Source organism: Shewanella waksmanii, assembly GCF_043643685.1.
Lineage (GTDB): Bacteria > Pseudomonadota > Gammaproteobacteria > Enterobacterales > Shewanellaceae > Shewanella > Shewanella waksmanii_A.
Map to the genome: position 1 here is coordinate 25,969 of NZ_JBHZSN010000018.1, position 14,672 is coordinate 40,640.

The window sequence follows — 14,672 nt, forward strand, 5'->3', positions numbered from 1 at the left end:
GTACTGGCTATTACGTCAACCAACTTTTAAGCACTCAAGATGCAGAGAACTGTCGCAGCGTTTGATAAGAAAGAGGTTTGCACTATCAACGCGAACACACTAGAAAATCAGGTGCCACCAGAGCTGTCACAATGGCTGGTCGCGGTCGCTAATGAGCGCTGTAAACGCGCTTTTACCGAATTGTTTAAGTTTTTTTCTCCTAAAATCAAACGTTTTGGTATCAAACAGTTAGGTAGTGAGGCCCAGGCTAACGAGCTGCTGCAAGATACGATGACCAACGTGTGGAAAAAAGCACATCTTTACAACGCCGACAAAGGCGCAGCGACTACCTGGGTATATACCATCATGCGCAACGCGTCGTTTGACATGTTACGCCGCATCAAAAGTAAAGGCGAGGTGCAAATCGCTGATGATATTTGGCCGACATTCGCAGATGAAAAGGCCGATGATTCAGTGTTTGGTGACCATCTGATGGAGAAACAGATGGCGAGTTATGTTGACAGTTTACCCGATGCGCAAAAAGCAGTGGTGAAAGGCGTGTATTTTCAGGAGATGTCGCAAGAGCAGCTCGCCAAACAATTAGGTGTCCCTGTTGGGACGATTAAGTCCAGATTACGATTAGCGTTAGCCAAACTGAAAAAGCAGCTGGGAGAGTCAAATGATTAAGCATCATCCTAACAATGATATTTTAACTGCTTTTGTTGGCGGTCAATTGCCCGCTTCAGTGTCGATTATCGTCGCTAGTCATGTAGAGCTTTGTGAACATTGTCAGCAGCAAGTTGAGCAATTAACGGCGCAGCTGGCTAACAGTGCGTTCGAGGCTCAGCAATCTAATTCTGGCATCGAGCCGTCCTTTAGCTATGATGAAGAAGATGATCTAGACATGATTGAAATGATAACGGCGCTTGCACCTGAGCCTGAAATCGCGCCAATCAAACCTGAGCAGATCAATGTCAAAGATAAAACCTTGCAACTGCCACATGCTTTGCGTCAAGTGGCGTTAAAGGAGTGGCAAGGCATGGGCAAGCTGTCCCGTGCTCGATTCGACTTTGATGACGACGATATGCGCATGAGTTTACTTCATATCGATAAGGGTGGCAGCGTGCCTACCCATACCCACAAAGGGTTTGAAGTCACTTTACTGTTGGAAGGCAGTTTTGATGATGAGATGGGACACTATGGTGTGGGTGATTTTATTTGGTTAGATGGTGAACATACCCATCAGCCAATTACTCAAGAAGGCTGTGTTTGTTTAACTGTTTCGAGTGATGCAATTCACTTTACCCAGGGCGTGAGTCAACTGCTCAATCCTATTGGGCGTTTCATTTATTAATAACGGCAGAGGGCATCCGACATGGAAAAGCAATTGACAATAGGGATCAGTGCCTGTGTGATGGGCGAGCAGGTTCGATTTGACAAGGGCCACAAGAAGTCTAATTTTTGTGTCGACCAACTTGGTGAGTTTGCAACGTTTAAACCTGTTTGTCCCGAAGTCGGTATTGGTTTACCCATTCCAAGACCGACTATTCGCCAAATCATCCGCGATAACATTATTACTGTGTCACGACCTGACGGTAGTGGTGATGTGACTGAAGCATTGAAAGAGTTTGGTCAAAAAGCTGCCAAGCAGTATCACAATCTGTCTGGTTTCGTTTTCTGTGCTAAAAGCCCAAGCTGTGGAATGGAGCGGGTAAAAATTTACCATCACCATGGCAAGGGGTCTGAATCAACGGGTGTAGGAATATTTGCTGAGCAGGTAATGACAGCCAACCCATTACTGCCCTGCGAAGAGAATGGCCGACTTAATGATCCGGTGATTAAAGAGAATTTTATCACCCGCATTTTCACCTACCAGAAATGGCTCGATTTAAAAGCAGACGGCCTTACCAAGCACAAGCTGATCGCTTTTCATAGTGAGCATAAGTATTTGGTGATGAGTCATCACGTTGAAAGCTATCGCGAGCTTGGCAGGTTATTGGCCAGAGCGGATATGGCATTAGATGAACAGGCTGATGCCTACATTGCTGGTTTAATGGCAGCTTTAAAGCATAAAGCCACCAGACGCAGTCACACTAACACATTGCAGCATTTGCAAGGTTACTTTAAAAAGCAGTTAGATGCGCCCAAACGTAAAGAATTAACAGAGCATATAGCCGAATACAGGGAAGGGCGGACACCGCTACTGGTTCCTTTGACTTTGATTCAGCATTACCTGCTAGAGTACCCAAATGATTATCTCGCGAGTCAAACATATTTAAACCCGCACCCAAGTGCATTACGGCTGAGGTATGGATATTAATGGCGATTTTGTGGATAAGGCGAGATGTAAGAACACAAGATAACCCGGCACTTAACGCAGCGATAGGTCAGCAGTCGACCATCGCTGTTTTTATATCTACACCTGAACAATGGCGACAACATGATCAGTCACCGCTTAAAATTGATTTGTTGCGTCGCCACCTTAATCAATATGCAAAACAATTAGCTAGCTTAGGGATACGCCTGGTGCACCTCAGTGCTAAGACTTATGCAGATCAGGTACAAGTGTTGCGTGGGTTTTGTGAGCAGAACAACGATGACACGGTGTTGGCTAATGCAGAGTTGGAGCTAGATGAACAGCGAAGAGATAACGCCGTTATCAACTCAGGAATAGACTTACAGTTATTTTCAGGCGATACCATCGTTAGCCCTGGCGAGGTGCTTAACAAACAGCAGCAGATGTTTAAAGTGTTTACGCCGTTTAAAAAAGCTTGGCTTAAGGTGGTCAATTATCAAGGCATAGTATGCGATGGGCTACCGAGCGCGCAATTGCCGCCAATAGATATTGATGATGCCGCTTCCGTTATTACCGCCGATGACTTTGGCTATGCCCAGCAAGACTCATCTGCGTGGCCCCTAAGTGAAACTGTCATAGAGCGGGTTATTCCATTATTTTTTGAGCATAAACTAGCAAATTATAGTCAGAATAGAGACTTTCCAAGTGTTAAAGGGACATCTGGCTTATCTCCTTATTTAGCAATAGGTGCCATCAGTCCATCTTGGTTGGTGACGCAGTTGATTCAGCGCGATATTGACGTGTTGACCGACCCTTCTCACTCGCACTTTAGTTGGCTAAATGAGCTGATTTGGCGAGATTTCTATAAACACTTGCTAGTGTTTTACCCCAACTTAATCAAAGGCGAAAGTTTTCTTGCGCAGTATCGTCATACCGTATGGCCTGGCAGTGATGTTCACTTTAAGGCGTGGTGTGAAGCAAAAACGGGATATCCAATTGTCGATGCAGCAATGCGACAACTAAATCAAACCGGTTGGATGCATAATCGATTGCGAATGGTTGTTGCCAGTTTTCTAAGTAAACATTTGCTGGTGGACTGGCACCTGGGAGAGCGCTATTTCATGCAGCAACTCATCGATGGAGATTTTAGTGCTAACAATGGTGGTTGGCAGTGGGCGGCGAGTACCGGTTGTGATGCCCAACCCTATTTTAGAATATTTAATCCGTTATTACAGAGTAAGAAGTTTGATCCAAATGGCCACTTTATTCGTAAGTATTTACCAGAGTTAGAAAACGTGCCGGATAAAGCGATTCACTTTCCCCATGACTATCTAGCAAGCCAGGGTATGAGTCATGTTTATGTCAAACCGATAGTTGAACATAAACAAGCAAGATCACGTGCGCTATCTTTTTATAAAAACGCTTAGGAATACATTAGCATGGTCGCCAAACCGCTGTGGTTAGAAAATTTTATTGCCGTCTACGAGAAGTTGGGGACTGATAATTTGGTTGCCTTGGATAAGGTTTATCATAGTGAAGTTGTCTTCTTGGATCCGATGCATCGGGTTGAAGGGTTGAACCAGCTACTGAGTTACTTTGACGGTTTATACGAGAACCTACTGGAATGCAGCTTTACCGTAGATAATAGTCTTATTATGGATAACCATGCTGCGATTTATTGGACCATGACCTATCGTCATACCCAATTAAATGGTGCCAATCCCATTGTGGTCGAAGGTCATTCGCTTTTAAAAGGCCAAGACAATAAAGTGATTTACCATCGCGACTACCTCGATGTCGGTGCCATGTTGTATGAGCACATCCCCGTACTGGGTTTTTTGGTGCGAAAGGTGAAGCAACGGGCGGGTGGTTAAATGAGCCGCATATTAATTACTGGCGCAAGCTCCGGTATTGGCGAGGCACTGACCCGTAGCTACCAAGCACGTGGTGAGCAAGTTATTGCATGCGGTCGTAGCCAGGCCAAACTTGAGCAACTCACTCACCTTAATGGTGTATCTAGTTTGCAGTTTGATATTACCGACAGAGAGCAGGTCATGGCCACCGCTTCGCAGGTCGGCCAACTCGATACCATTATTTTGAACGCGGGTGATTGTGAATACATTGATGATGCGATCAATTTTGACAGTCAGTTGTTTGAGCGGGTGATCAACGTCAATCTTGTTTCTGTAGCTTATTGTTTAGAGGCTTGGTTGCCTCATTTAGCGCCCCATGGTCGACTAGTCTTTGTGAGTTCCAGCGCGCAATTGTTACCGTTTCCTCGCGCGCAAGCCTATGGCGCGTCAAAAGCAGGGTTAACATATCTGGCTAACGTAATGCAGATTGAACTTGCACGGCATGATATCGCAGTTAGTGTGGTTCATCCCGGGTTTGTGGCGACACCGCTAACCGATAAAAATACCTTTGACATGCCGTTTAAGATAACTGCCGAACAAGCAGCCAACTACATCATTGCTGGTGTCGATAAAGGTAAATCAGACATTAATTTTCCAGGTTTATTTATTTTCATTTTAAAGTTTTTGCGAGCTTTGCCTTCAGCTTGTTGGCGCGCTATCGCGCTAAGGATGCAATCATGAAAAAAATCGCTATTGTTGGTTCGGGTATTTCCGGACTCACTTGTGCATATTTACTCGATAAGCAATATGACGTGACCGTATTTGAAAAAAATCATTATGTGGGCGGTCATACCGCAACGGTCGATATCGAACATAATGGTCGAGACTATGCCATTGATAGCGGATTTATTGTATTTAATGACCGTACTTATCCCAATTTTAATCGCCTTCTTGAACAGCTCAATATTGGTGGTCAAAAAACACAAATGAGCTTCAGTGTTTTCAATTTAACCAGCGGTTTTGAATATAACGGCCACACCGTCAATACCTTATTCGCACAGAGACGCAATATCTTTCGTCCAAAATTCTGGCGGTTAATTTTTGATATCATTAAGTTTAATAAATTATGTAAAGCACTGTACCACAAAGGAGAATATGACTCAGGAGCGACATTAGGCTCGTTTCTTGAGCAGCATGGCTTTTCCGATTTCTTTAGTCAGCATTACATTTTGCCCATGGGGGCAGCGATTTGGTCAACGAGCTTAAAAGAGATGCAACAATTTGAGTTGGCATTTTTTATTAAGTTCTTTTTCAATCACGGTTTACTTAATATCACCGATAGACCCCAGTGGTACGTGGTGCCTGGCGGCTCTAGAGAATATGTCAAAGCCTTGCTGGCAACCTTGTCTAAACCTGTGGTGACAGGCGTTGATATCGCCACAGTTAACCGTGACGATGACGGTGTAGAGCTGGTGTTTGAAAGCGGTGTGTCGCAACGTTTTGATGAAGTGATTTTAGCTTGTCATTCTGACCAAGCTTTAGCTTTACTAGGCCAGCCTACAGAAGATGAGCAGGATATTCTTGGTGGGATCCCCTATAGCGAAAACCAAGTGGTGTTACATACTGACACCAGCTTATTACCGACGCGGGAACTCGCTTGGGCCAGCTGGAACTATCAGTTAGATAGTAAAAACCAACGCCCAGCCTGTGTAACCTACAATATGAATATCTTGCAAGGTATCAACAGCGAAGACACGTTTTGCGTCACTCTCAATCAAAGTGAGCAAATTGATCCAGGTAAAGTGTTACGCCAGTTTGTTTATCACCATCCGGTATTGAATCAACACACCGTCGCTTGCCAGCAACAACGTACACGTATATGCGGTCAAAACCATACCCATTTTGTTGGTGCGTATTGGTATAACGGCTTTCATGAAGATGGTGTGCGCAGTGCCCTTGATGTTACACGTCGTTTTGGTCTTTCCTTGTAAAGGAGAAAACCCATGCTAATGAGAAGTGCAGTATATCGTGGAGAGGTCAGGCATCGACGCTTTGGTGATAGGCCGCATCGCTTTAATTATGGCATGTATATGATGGCTATCGATCTTGATGAGCTTGATGTTGTGTGCCGTACAAGTCGGGTTTTCGGGACTCGGTGGTTTAATCCTATTCGATTCCAAGAAAAAGATTATCTTAAAAGTGAACCTGGTGAACTTAAGCAGCGTATTAGCAATAAAGTGGCGCAACTTGGCGGCCATTGGCAAGGTGAAAAAGTTGTGATGATGGCGCAATGTCGCTGTTTAGGTTTGTACTTTAGCCCAATCAATTTCTACTTTTGCTATGACAACAATGATGTGTGCAAGTACATGTTGGCTGAGGTGAGTAATACGCCTTGGAACCAACGGCATTATTACCTTGTCGACCTTGAGGGCGATTGCAAAACCGATAAGGTATTTCATGTGTCGCCATTTATGGAAATGGACATGCAATATCACTGGAAGATAGTTGCACCAGAGCACAAAGTGATGGTGCATATTGAAAATCACCAGCACTCAAAAGTGTTTGATGCAACATTAGCGATGACACGTGAAGAAATTACACCGGGATCGCTTTTGAAAACCTGGCTATCAACACCCATGATGACAGGAAAAATGATCGCTGGAATATATTGGCAAGCACTAAAACTATTTTGTAAACGGGTCCCTTTTGTTGCCCATCCGGAGTCTTGATTAGGCTGGCTAGCAACGAATTAAATGAGGTTATTCATGGAACAGATTCAAAACTATCTTGTGACAACCAAATCGACAAGCTGGCTAGAGCAACGCTATCGCGGTTTGGTGTTCTCAGCGTTAGGCCATATTAGCCATGGGGCGATTGAAATTAATGATAAAGGCCAGCATTACCATTTTGGTAGTAAAGATGCGCAGTTAACGGCGCAAATTACCATTCTAGATGCCAGCTTCTACAAGGACATGGTGGTTAACGGCAGTATTGGCGCCGCAGAGGCATTTATTGCCGGTAAATGGACCAGTCATAACCTGACAAGCCTCATCAGTGTGATGGCTCGAAATCAGCAACAGCTTGATAAGTTAGAGCAAAGTACCGCTTGGATAAGTAAATTGAAGAAGCAGCTGCTCAGATTGAAAAATAGCAATTCTCAAGCGGGTTCAAAACGAAATATTCTAGCGCACTACGACATCGGTAATGATCTGTATGAGCGTTTCTTAGATGACACTATGCTTTACTCTTGCGCCGTTTATCCCGATAAAGATGCCTCTCTAGCACAAGCTCAGCAACATAAAATGCGCACAATCTGTGACAAGTTGGCATTGTGCGAACAAGATAGCGTGATTGAAATCGGTACAGGGTGGGGTGGCCTAGGCATCTACATGGCAAGCCATTTTGGTTGCCATGTGACTACGACAACCATTTCTGATGCGCAATATGAGTTAGCTAAGCAACGAATTTCTGAGCTTGGGCTAGAAGATAAAATCACTTTGCTAAAGCAAGACTATCGACTGCTTGAAGGCCAATACGACAAATTGGTTTCTATCGAAATGATCGAAGCTGTGGGTCATGAGTATCTTGGTGGTTTCTTCAATAAGTGCGCAAGCTTGTTAAAAAGCGACGGTAAAATGTTGATTCAGGCGATTACTATTGCTGACAGCCGTTATGAGACTTACCGCAAAGGCACTGATTTTATTCAAAAGTATATTTTCCCAGGCGGCTGCTTGCCCTCTGTGGCTGAAATGACCCGCCATATTGCAGGGCAAACAGATCTTGTGGTTGAGAATCTACAAGACATTGGTTTGCATTATGCTCGCACGTTGAACGATTGGCGGATTAATTTTGAAGCTAGCTGGGAGGCATTATCTGAGCGCGGCTACAGTGAGGAGTTTAAGCGTCTTTGGTTATTTTACTTTGCCTATTGTGAAGGTGCGTTTAAGCAAAGAGTCATTAGTACCCATCACTTAGTTGCCAGAAAACCACATTATCTAGGTCAAGTCGATGAAAGCGTTCTGGATTATTAATCTAGCCCTGTTTCAGCTTAGCTGGTTTGTGGCGGCTAAGTATACGGATTATGCAGCCTGGATAATTGCTGCGGCGATATTTATTCATTTTGCTTGCTCACCAAGTAAACAGGATGATTTAAAGCTAGTGATGTTAGTCCCCATTGGTATTGCCATCGATCAATTGATGTTGAGTGTTGGTGTGTTTAGCGCCGCAAGTTACAGTGTTTTCCCGCTTTGGCTTGCTCTGCTGTGGTATATGTTCATATTGACGTTAAACCACAGCTTGAAGTGGCTGACACAGCTACCCCTTAGCTATGTTGCCGTGATTGGCGCAATCGCCGGCTCATTTACCTATTGGCTTGGAACTCAGGTTGGTGGCTTAACCCAACAATGGCCGTTACTTCCCTTTGTCGCGATATTGGCTGTGGCGTGGAGTGCGTTAATGCCAGTACTTGTTGGTTGTCATCGGATGTTGATAACGGCAGTGAAACCAGTGCCTGTTAATCACATTTAAGGAGGGCGTTAGTATGGTCAGATTCTTGATGTTGATGGTGATGGCTTTTCAAAGTCAGCTATTGAGTGCAGCCCCCATTGAGTCGATGAATAAGGTTGGCGAAGGACAAATGAGTTATCTGTTTTGGGATGTTTATAAAGCCGCGCTCTACAGTGAAAGCAGTCGATACCAATCCTTAGACAGCAGTTATCCGCTAGCGTTACAGATTCACTATTTGCGCGACATTGATAGCGATGTGTTGATCCAAGCCACCCAGGAGCAATGGCAGCACTTAGCCTATAGCGATGAGCAAATCAGTCGTTGGTCTGAGCCACTTAATGCGCTTTGGCCAGATATCCAAGAGGGCGATGTACTCACCATTATCGTCGATGAGCAAGGTATCAGTGATTTTTATCACGGCGACGAGGCGTTAGGTACGGTGACAAATGCTAATTTTGGGCCGGCGTTCTTATCGATTTGGTTATCAGAGAACACCACCGAGCCTGAGTTACGTCAAGCACTGTTAGGAGCTGTCCAATGAAAAAATTATTGGTTTTGTTGATGGTCATGATGGTTTCATCTTGCTCAACAGTTGATCTGAAAGACTATGCCAACACCACACCAGAACTAAAATTGGAAGAGTTTTTTAATGGAAAATTAGTGGCTTACGGTATCGTTGTTGATCGCGGCGGCAAGATGCTACGACGCTTTGAAGTTGACCTGGTGGCGGATTGGCAAGGCAATAAGGGAGAGATCAAAGAATGGTTTCGTTTCGATGATGGTGAGAAATCGACTCGTATTTGGCAGTTAGAGAAATTGGCTGATAACGAGTATCAAGGCCAAGCGAACGATGTAGTCGGTATAGCACGCGGTACCACCTCAGGGAGTGCACTTTATTGGCAATATCAGTTAGACATTCAAGTCGATGGTGAAACTTATACCGTCACCCTTGATGATTGGATGTATCTGTTAGATGACAAAAGGTTGTTCAACAAAACCGATATGAGCAAGTTTGGCTTTAAAGTAGGTGAAGTGGTGCTGTATATCGAAAAATTGAGTTAAATGCGCAAGGGGCAGCGTTCAATGGCTGCCCTTATAAGTTCGGCTCAAAACCTTCAATGGCCTACGGCTTAATGCTGCTCTGACTCGATGATGGTTCTAATGTGGTGAGGATGAATTTTTATACAAATGCCATCTGCTTTTATGGCGATGGTGGGGTTAGCCAGTCTTTCACCGTCTCCCTTTGGTGAGCTCAATTTAATGTTAAACTGATCGTTATCCGCCAGCAGCGTCTCGATGGCAGGTGAGGCTTGGTAAAGCTGCTCAGTGAGCTGCTCGCAGGTTTTTGCTCCACCGGGTAGTACCAATTCGATATGTTCCCATCCTTCTTGCGGGTACACTTTATCACTGGGATAGGGAAGCTCAACACATTCGATGCTGAAATTGCCGAGTTTCAGTGGTGAATGTAGGTCAAAAATGAGTATTGGCCGGCCGTTAATCATGTTATTAGAGATGATTTCCCCCTGATCGGAAAACCACTGTTTAAGCTCATCTGCCGCTTCTACACTATTGACCCTCAGGGCAACGTGATCACAGGTTAGATTCAATGAATCCAACTGTAGCGTATTGAGTAGCTTGAGTATTTTTTGTTCAAAATTAGTCCAGCTTGATAGTAGCTGCGTAGGATTAATGGTGTTTTTCATTGGTGACTCAAAAGTGGTTATGGCCAGATCTCGATTGGCGTGTTGAGCTCGATGGCATGCCAAAGCTCATCCATTTCGTGGTTCTTTATTGCGATACAGCCGTCAGTCCAATTGAGCTTTTGTGCTTCAGCTGGAGAGAGGTTTGAATTTGGATTTTGGCCGTGGATCATGATCTGTCCACCGGGGTCTAACCCCAGCGCCGATGCCCGTAGGCGATCTTCTGCATTTGGATAAGAGATGTGTATGGCCCGGTAGTAAGCACTATCTGATTTCTTATAATCAAGTAAGTAACGGCCTTCTGGGGTGCGCTGATCACCTTCGGTAAGCTTATGACCCTCAGGACGATCTCCCATCGCGATATGGTATTGTCTAACGACCTCGCCTTTACGCATCAAATGCATTACCCGCGCAGATTTTTTGACAACCACTAAGTCTACTTTGCCAATTGCTTTTGGTTCAATTGCTGCTGATAAAGGTATCTGAGTCCCTTGAGATTGAATACTTGGCGCTGCGGTTGCTTGAAAGCAGCAAACCAGACAAAACGTGATTAATGAAACTAGAATGCGCATAGAACTTGAGTTTTATCAATTAGTAGACATTTTGGGTCTATCATACCTGAAATTTTTAAGTCGTGGCGATCTGTTTTATCGCTTTGGATAGTTGCAGAAGGAGGATTTGAGCAACGGGAGAGAAGGCAAAAATACGTAACTACAGGTCTCTATTCATAAGGTATTGGTTGCGTAATTAAACTGTCAGTCAGAGCAAAAATATTCCAAGATATTGCTATGGCTATGATACGATTGTTGTTTATTTTGATGCGTTTTATCACACTAACAGCTAAGTCACGTAACAGGGAAAACGGGTTCCATGACCTCTCTAGATAATCATGAGGATGAAAGTCAGTTTCGTCTTAAACTACGCCGAGTAATTTTTGGCACAGATACTAAATATGGACGGTATTTTGATATCGCTTTGATTGTTTGTATCATTTGCAGCGTCTCATTAGTTTTGCTCGATACTGTCGCCAGTATTCATGTTCGCTTTGGCGAGCAAATCCGCACGTTAGAGTGGGTGTTTACTGGGGTGTTCACGGTTGAATATTTGTTGCGATTATATTGCTCTGCACATCCTGTTAAATATGCTCGCAGCTTTTACGGGATTGTGGATTTACTTTCTATCCTGCCAACTTATCTCGCGTTGCTGTTCCCCGGCAGTAATTTTGCCCTAGTGATTAGGGTGCTGCGTCTATTTAGAATATTTAGAGTATTAAAATTGTTACGATATCTTAGTGAGGGCAACCTGTTGCTTCGCGCTATGATACATTCAAGTCGTAAGGTGTTTATATTCTTTTTTTCTGTCAGCCTGATAGTGATGGTAGTTGGTGCCATTATGTACGTGGTTGAAGGTCCTGAAAATGGTTTTAGTTCTATTCCCAAATCAATCTACTGGACCATAGTAACAATCACCACGGTTGGTTATGGCGATATTACGCCAGTGACTAATCTAGGCCAAGCCATTGCAGCTTTTACTATGTTGCTCGGTTATTCGATTATTGCCATTCCAACAGGAATATTGACTGCAGAAATTTCACAGGAAATCAGCCGTAGCAAAGATCTTCGTCGTTGCAGTAATTGTTTAAAAACCGGTCATGAACCCGGCGCGAAATACTGCGATCAATGTGCGAGTGAGCTAGAAAAAGAATTATAGTTGCACCAAACACTGAATTAATACGTAATATAACTTTATTAGAAAAATAAAATGAATCATCAAGGAAAGTCATGACTGCGGCGAAGTTTGTTCAAGGGTCTATTTTACGCCACATCTTAGTGATGAGCTCAACTGCAGCTATCGGGATTTCAGCACTGTTTATTGTTGATCTCATTGATATCTTTTTCCTCAGTTTATTGGGAGAGAAAGAACTTGCAGCGGCGGTTGGTTATGCCGGTACTATCTCATTTTTTACCACATCTATCGGTATCGGACTATCGATTGCTTTAGGCGCATTGGTGTCAAAGGCCATTGGGGCCAAACAAGTTGAAACCGCTAAAAGGCAACTGCTAAACAGTGCTGTTGCCACGTTAATTGTGACGGTGTTTATTGCGATTATCGTCACCTTATCAATACCGACTTTGCTTAGTTTAGTTGGGGCAACGGGGCATACCGCTGAGTTGGCCGCTAGTTATCTGTATATTTTGGTACCATCAATGCCGATTATCTGTTTGGCCATGGCATTGGGCGCAGCATTAAGAGCCGTTGGTGATGCCAAGTTGTCAATGATGTCTACGTTAGCAGGGGGCGGCGTTAACCTAGTTTTTGATCCCATTTTTATCTTTATGTTGTCAATGGGAATTGAAGGGGCGGCGCTGGCATCGGTGCTGGCTAGGATTGCAGTGTTGGTTATCTCAGCCAAAGGGGTGATTGTTAAGCATGATCTGTTTGGACAATTTAATCTCACTCACTTCAAAGAAGATTTAAAACCGATTTTCGCAATTGCGGGACCGGCAATGCTAACCAATATCGCGACGCCGATTGGCAATGCGGTGGTGACTCGGGCGATAGCGGATTTTGGTGATGGTTATGTTGCTGCGTGGGCGGTACTCGGGCGCATCACACCCGTAGCATTTGGGATGATTTTTGCGTTATCTGGCGCTATTGGTCCAATTGTAGGGCAAAACTTTGGTGCGATGATTTTTGATAGGGTCAGAGAGAGTTTAACTAAAGCTTTGCAGTTCTGTGTTGTCTATGTGTTAGGGGTATCGCTGATTTTATTTTTACTACGAAATGTCATTATCAACGTATTTGATATGCGCGGAGATAGTGCTGAGTTAATTGATTTTTTCTGTAGTTATATCGCGGTCTTTTTTGTGTTTTCTGGGGCATTATTCGTTGCTAATGCCTCCTTTAATAATTTGGGTAAGGCGAAGTACTCAACCGCATTTAATGTGGGGAAAGCCACGATAGGAACCATACCTTTTGTGTACTTTGGTGCACAGTTCGGTGGTATCTACGGGGTGCTGATAGGCCAAGTATTAGGCTCAATCTTGTTTGGTGTATTAGGAGTGATAACCGCTTATCGGTTAGTGGATCGCGTTGAGGCGAGTTACCGAGCCAATGGCACGCAGCAACAGCCAGACGATAGCGAGCTTGAAAAAGAAGTGCTCACAGCAACCTCCAATCCATTGTCTTCGGGCTGTACTCAAATGGCACAAGTCAGTGAAGAGCGAGATTGTGAAGCGAGTAATGAAGTGACTAATTTGATTATTGGTGAGGAAGGTAAACGCAGTTAATCGCGCAGCATTTTAGTAGAAACATCTACTGCGCGAGGCGACATCAGAGTGATTAAACGCTGTCTTCAGTAGACTCAGCGGTCTGCTGTTCAGCGTCTACTTGTTGTGCTTTTTCTGCTTCCAGTTTTGCTTGGTTTTCTGCGCGTTCAGCTTTTGATACATACTTTTTGATAGTGGGTGGGGTATGTTTGTTTTTACGCGCTTTGGCTCGCTTAGCCGTCTTTTTGATCATTTTCTGCTTTCTGTTCATACCCATTACCAACTTTGATGATTGTAACAATGCGATGTGGTGTTACCACATAGGTGCAATAGCCCATGGCGGCGTCGGATTCTAACGTAAACTTAGCGAATCGGCTAGGTTTGCTTGTTAAACTATTTTATTAGTTTAGCAAACATGGTTAACCACATTAGCCATAACTTACCGATACTTTGGTTCAAGGGGCGGCTTAAGCTGTCGTGATTAATACTTTTATTACGACGAGAACGCTTCTTTATCTGCTTCTGTCGCGCCTTCAATACACTCGCCACGAATTTCGCCGCGTCCATATTCTATAATACGGCTAAGCTCAAAATAGCCTTCACGGCAAAAACCTGTCATATCAATGGTCTTTAGTAGGCCAAGTTCAATTTGTTCAGTCCAATCAGATAAGTCGGGCCCTTTATTGCGGCTACGACTAGAGCGTTTAGCTTGTTGTGCCCGGTAAACGTGGGGCAATTCGTTATTGCTGACTTTTTTCACTTTATAGACGAACAGTTTAATGCCGTCGCCTTTGATTGAAGTTCTAAACTGATCTTCGACCTGTTCGTTAAAGTCTTCAATCGTCGCCTGCTTACTACTGCATCCGACCATGAACATCATCAGTAAAACACTTAAGGGCTTTATCAATTTCATTATTATTCTCATCCTGTTCTCATTACATTAAAGCACGAGCCTTGTAACAGGCTCAAGCATCACGAGTAACAAATGGTGACTAATTGATGCCGATAGTCGTGATGCAGGCAATGGGTTAATCACCATTGCCCTTTGCTTGCGTAAACCTGAAAAATC

At 44.0% G+C, this 14,672-nt stretch carries 18 protein-coding genes; 14 read left to right on the plus strand and 4 right to left on the minus strand.

Annotation, left to right across the window (positions count from 1 at the left end):
- The first annotated feature begins 39 nt into the window (after nucleotides 1-39).
- Genes ACHUFW_RS20055 through ACHUFW_RS20110 form a run of 12 tightly spaced genes read left to right on the plus strand, consistent with a single transcriptional unit; the run spans nucleotide 40 to nucleotide 9,696 of the window.
- Nucleotides 40-666, plus strand: a complete 627-nt coding sequence (locus ACHUFW_RS20055; RefSeq protein WP_394205662.1) for a sigma-70 family RNA polymerase sigma factor — start codon at nucleotides 40-42, stop codon at nucleotides 664-666.
- Nucleotides 659-1,333 (plus strand): ChrR family anti-sigma-E factor, encoded by a 675-nt coding sequence (locus ACHUFW_RS20060; RefSeq protein ID WP_394205663.1) that lies wholly within the window; start codon nucleotides 659-661, stop codon nucleotides 1,331-1,333. Before ACHUFW_RS20055 ends, ACHUFW_RS20060 begins: the two co-directional genes overlap by 8 nt.
- Nucleotides 1,334-1,354: 21 nt before the next feature.
- Entirely contained in the window at nucleotides 1,355-2,299 is a 945-nt protein-coding gene (locus ACHUFW_RS20065; RefSeq protein ID WP_394205664.1) for a YbgA family protein, read from the plus strand.
- A complete protein-coding gene (phrB, locus tag ACHUFW_RS20070) occupies nucleotides 2,299-3,702 on the plus strand; it encodes a deoxyribodipyrimidine photo-lyase (protein WP_394205665.1) in 1,404 nt (467 codons plus the stop codon). Before ACHUFW_RS20065 ends, phrB begins: the two co-directional genes overlap by 1 nt.
- A gap of 12 nt (nucleotides 3,703-3,714) precedes the next feature.
- Complete coding sequence (locus ACHUFW_RS20075) at nucleotides 3,715-4,149, plus strand: nuclear transport factor 2 family protein (RefSeq protein WP_394205666.1); 435 nt, start codon at nucleotides 3,715-3,717, stop codon at nucleotides 4,147-4,149.
- Nucleotides 4,150-4,869, plus strand: coding sequence for an SDR family NAD(P)-dependent oxidoreductase (locus tag ACHUFW_RS20080; RefSeq protein WP_394205667.1), 720 nt, complete (start codon nucleotides 4,150-4,152; stop codon nucleotides 4,867-4,869). It begins immediately after the preceding gene.
- A complete protein-coding gene (locus ACHUFW_RS20085; protein ID WP_394205668.1) occupies nucleotides 4,866-6,119 on the plus strand; it encodes an NAD(P)/FAD-dependent oxidoreductase in 1,254 nt (417 codons plus the stop codon). The genes ACHUFW_RS20080 and ACHUFW_RS20085 overlap by 4 nt, the downstream gene beginning before the upstream one ends.
- A gap of 12 nt (nucleotides 6,120-6,131) precedes the next feature.
- Nucleotides 6,132-6,857 carry a DUF1365 domain-containing protein gene (locus ACHUFW_RS20090; protein WP_394205669.1) on the plus strand — a complete coding sequence of 242 codons (726 nt, stop codon included), beginning with the start codon at nucleotides 6,132-6,134 and terminating at the stop codon, nucleotides 6,855-6,857.
- Nucleotides 6,858-6,893: 36 nt separating this feature from the next.
- Nucleotides 6,894-8,159 carry a class I SAM-dependent methyltransferase gene (locus ACHUFW_RS20095; RefSeq protein ID WP_394205670.1) on the plus strand — a complete coding sequence of 422 codons (1,266 nt, stop codon included), beginning with the start codon at nucleotides 6,894-6,896 and terminating at the stop codon, nucleotides 8,157-8,159.
- Entirely contained in the window at nucleotides 8,137-8,655 is a 519-nt protein-coding gene (locus tag ACHUFW_RS20100; protein WP_394205671.1) for a DUF2878 domain-containing protein, read from the plus strand. The genes ACHUFW_RS20095 and ACHUFW_RS20100 overlap by 23 nt, the downstream gene beginning before the upstream one ends.
- Before the next feature lie 13 nt (nucleotides 8,656-8,668).
- Nucleotides 8,669-9,175: a chalcone isomerase family protein gene (locus ACHUFW_RS20105; protein WP_394205672.1), complete on the plus strand. Its 507-nt coding sequence runs from the start codon at nucleotides 8,669-8,671 to the stop codon at nucleotides 9,173-9,175.
- On the plus strand, nucleotides 9,172-9,696 hold the full coding sequence (locus tag ACHUFW_RS20110; protein WP_394205673.1) for a DUF3833 domain-containing protein: 525 nt from the start codon (nucleotides 9,172-9,174) through the stop codon (nucleotides 9,694-9,696). The genes ACHUFW_RS20105 and ACHUFW_RS20110 overlap by 4 nt, the downstream gene beginning before the upstream one ends.
- Nucleotides 9,697-9,764: 68 nt before the next feature.
- Here ACHUFW_RS20110 and ACHUFW_RS20115 read toward each other — a convergent pair whose 3' ends face one another.
- Both ACHUFW_RS20115 and ACHUFW_RS20120 read right to left on the minus strand, forming a co-directional pair.
- On the minus strand, nucleotides 9,765-10,337 hold the full coding sequence (locus ACHUFW_RS20115) for a VOC family protein (RefSeq protein ID WP_394205674.1): 573 nt from the start codon (nucleotides 10,335-10,337) through the stop codon (nucleotides 9,765-9,767).
- Nucleotides 10,338-10,354: 17 nt separating this feature from the next.
- Nucleotides 10,355-10,906, minus strand: a complete 552-nt coding sequence (locus ACHUFW_RS20120) for a L,D-transpeptidase family protein (protein WP_394205675.1) — start codon at nucleotides 10,904-10,906, stop codon at nucleotides 10,355-10,357.
- Nucleotides 10,907-11,204: 298 nt separating this feature from the next.
- Here ACHUFW_RS20120 and ACHUFW_RS20125 point away from each other — a divergent pair, with 298 nt between their 5' ends.
- Both ACHUFW_RS20125 and ACHUFW_RS20130 read left to right on the plus strand, forming a co-directional pair.
- The gene (locus ACHUFW_RS20125) at nucleotides 11,205-12,044 is read left to right on the plus strand and encodes an ion transporter (protein ID WP_394205676.1); all 840 of its coding nucleotides are present in this window, start codon (nucleotides 11,205-11,207) and stop codon (nucleotides 12,042-12,044) included.
- 71 nt (nucleotides 12,045-12,115) lie between these two features.
- A complete protein-coding gene (locus ACHUFW_RS20130; RefSeq protein WP_394205677.1) occupies nucleotides 12,116-13,624 on the plus strand; it encodes an MATE family efflux transporter in 1,509 nt (502 codons plus the stop codon).
- A gap of 52 nt (nucleotides 13,625-13,676) precedes the next feature.
- Here ACHUFW_RS20130 and ACHUFW_RS20135 read toward each other — a convergent pair whose 3' ends face one another.
- Both ACHUFW_RS20135 and ACHUFW_RS20140 read right to left on the minus strand, forming a co-directional pair.
- A complete protein-coding gene (locus tag ACHUFW_RS20135; protein ID WP_394205678.1) occupies nucleotides 13,677-13,874 on the minus strand; it encodes a DUF2986 domain-containing protein in 198 nt (65 codons plus the stop codon).
- Between the two features lie 222 nt (nucleotides 13,875-14,096).
- Nucleotides 14,097-14,516 (minus strand): hypothetical protein, encoded by a 420-nt coding sequence (locus tag ACHUFW_RS20140; protein WP_394205679.1) that lies wholly within the window; start codon nucleotides 14,514-14,516, stop codon nucleotides 14,097-14,099.
- Nucleotides 14,517-14,672: the final 156 nt, after the last annotated feature.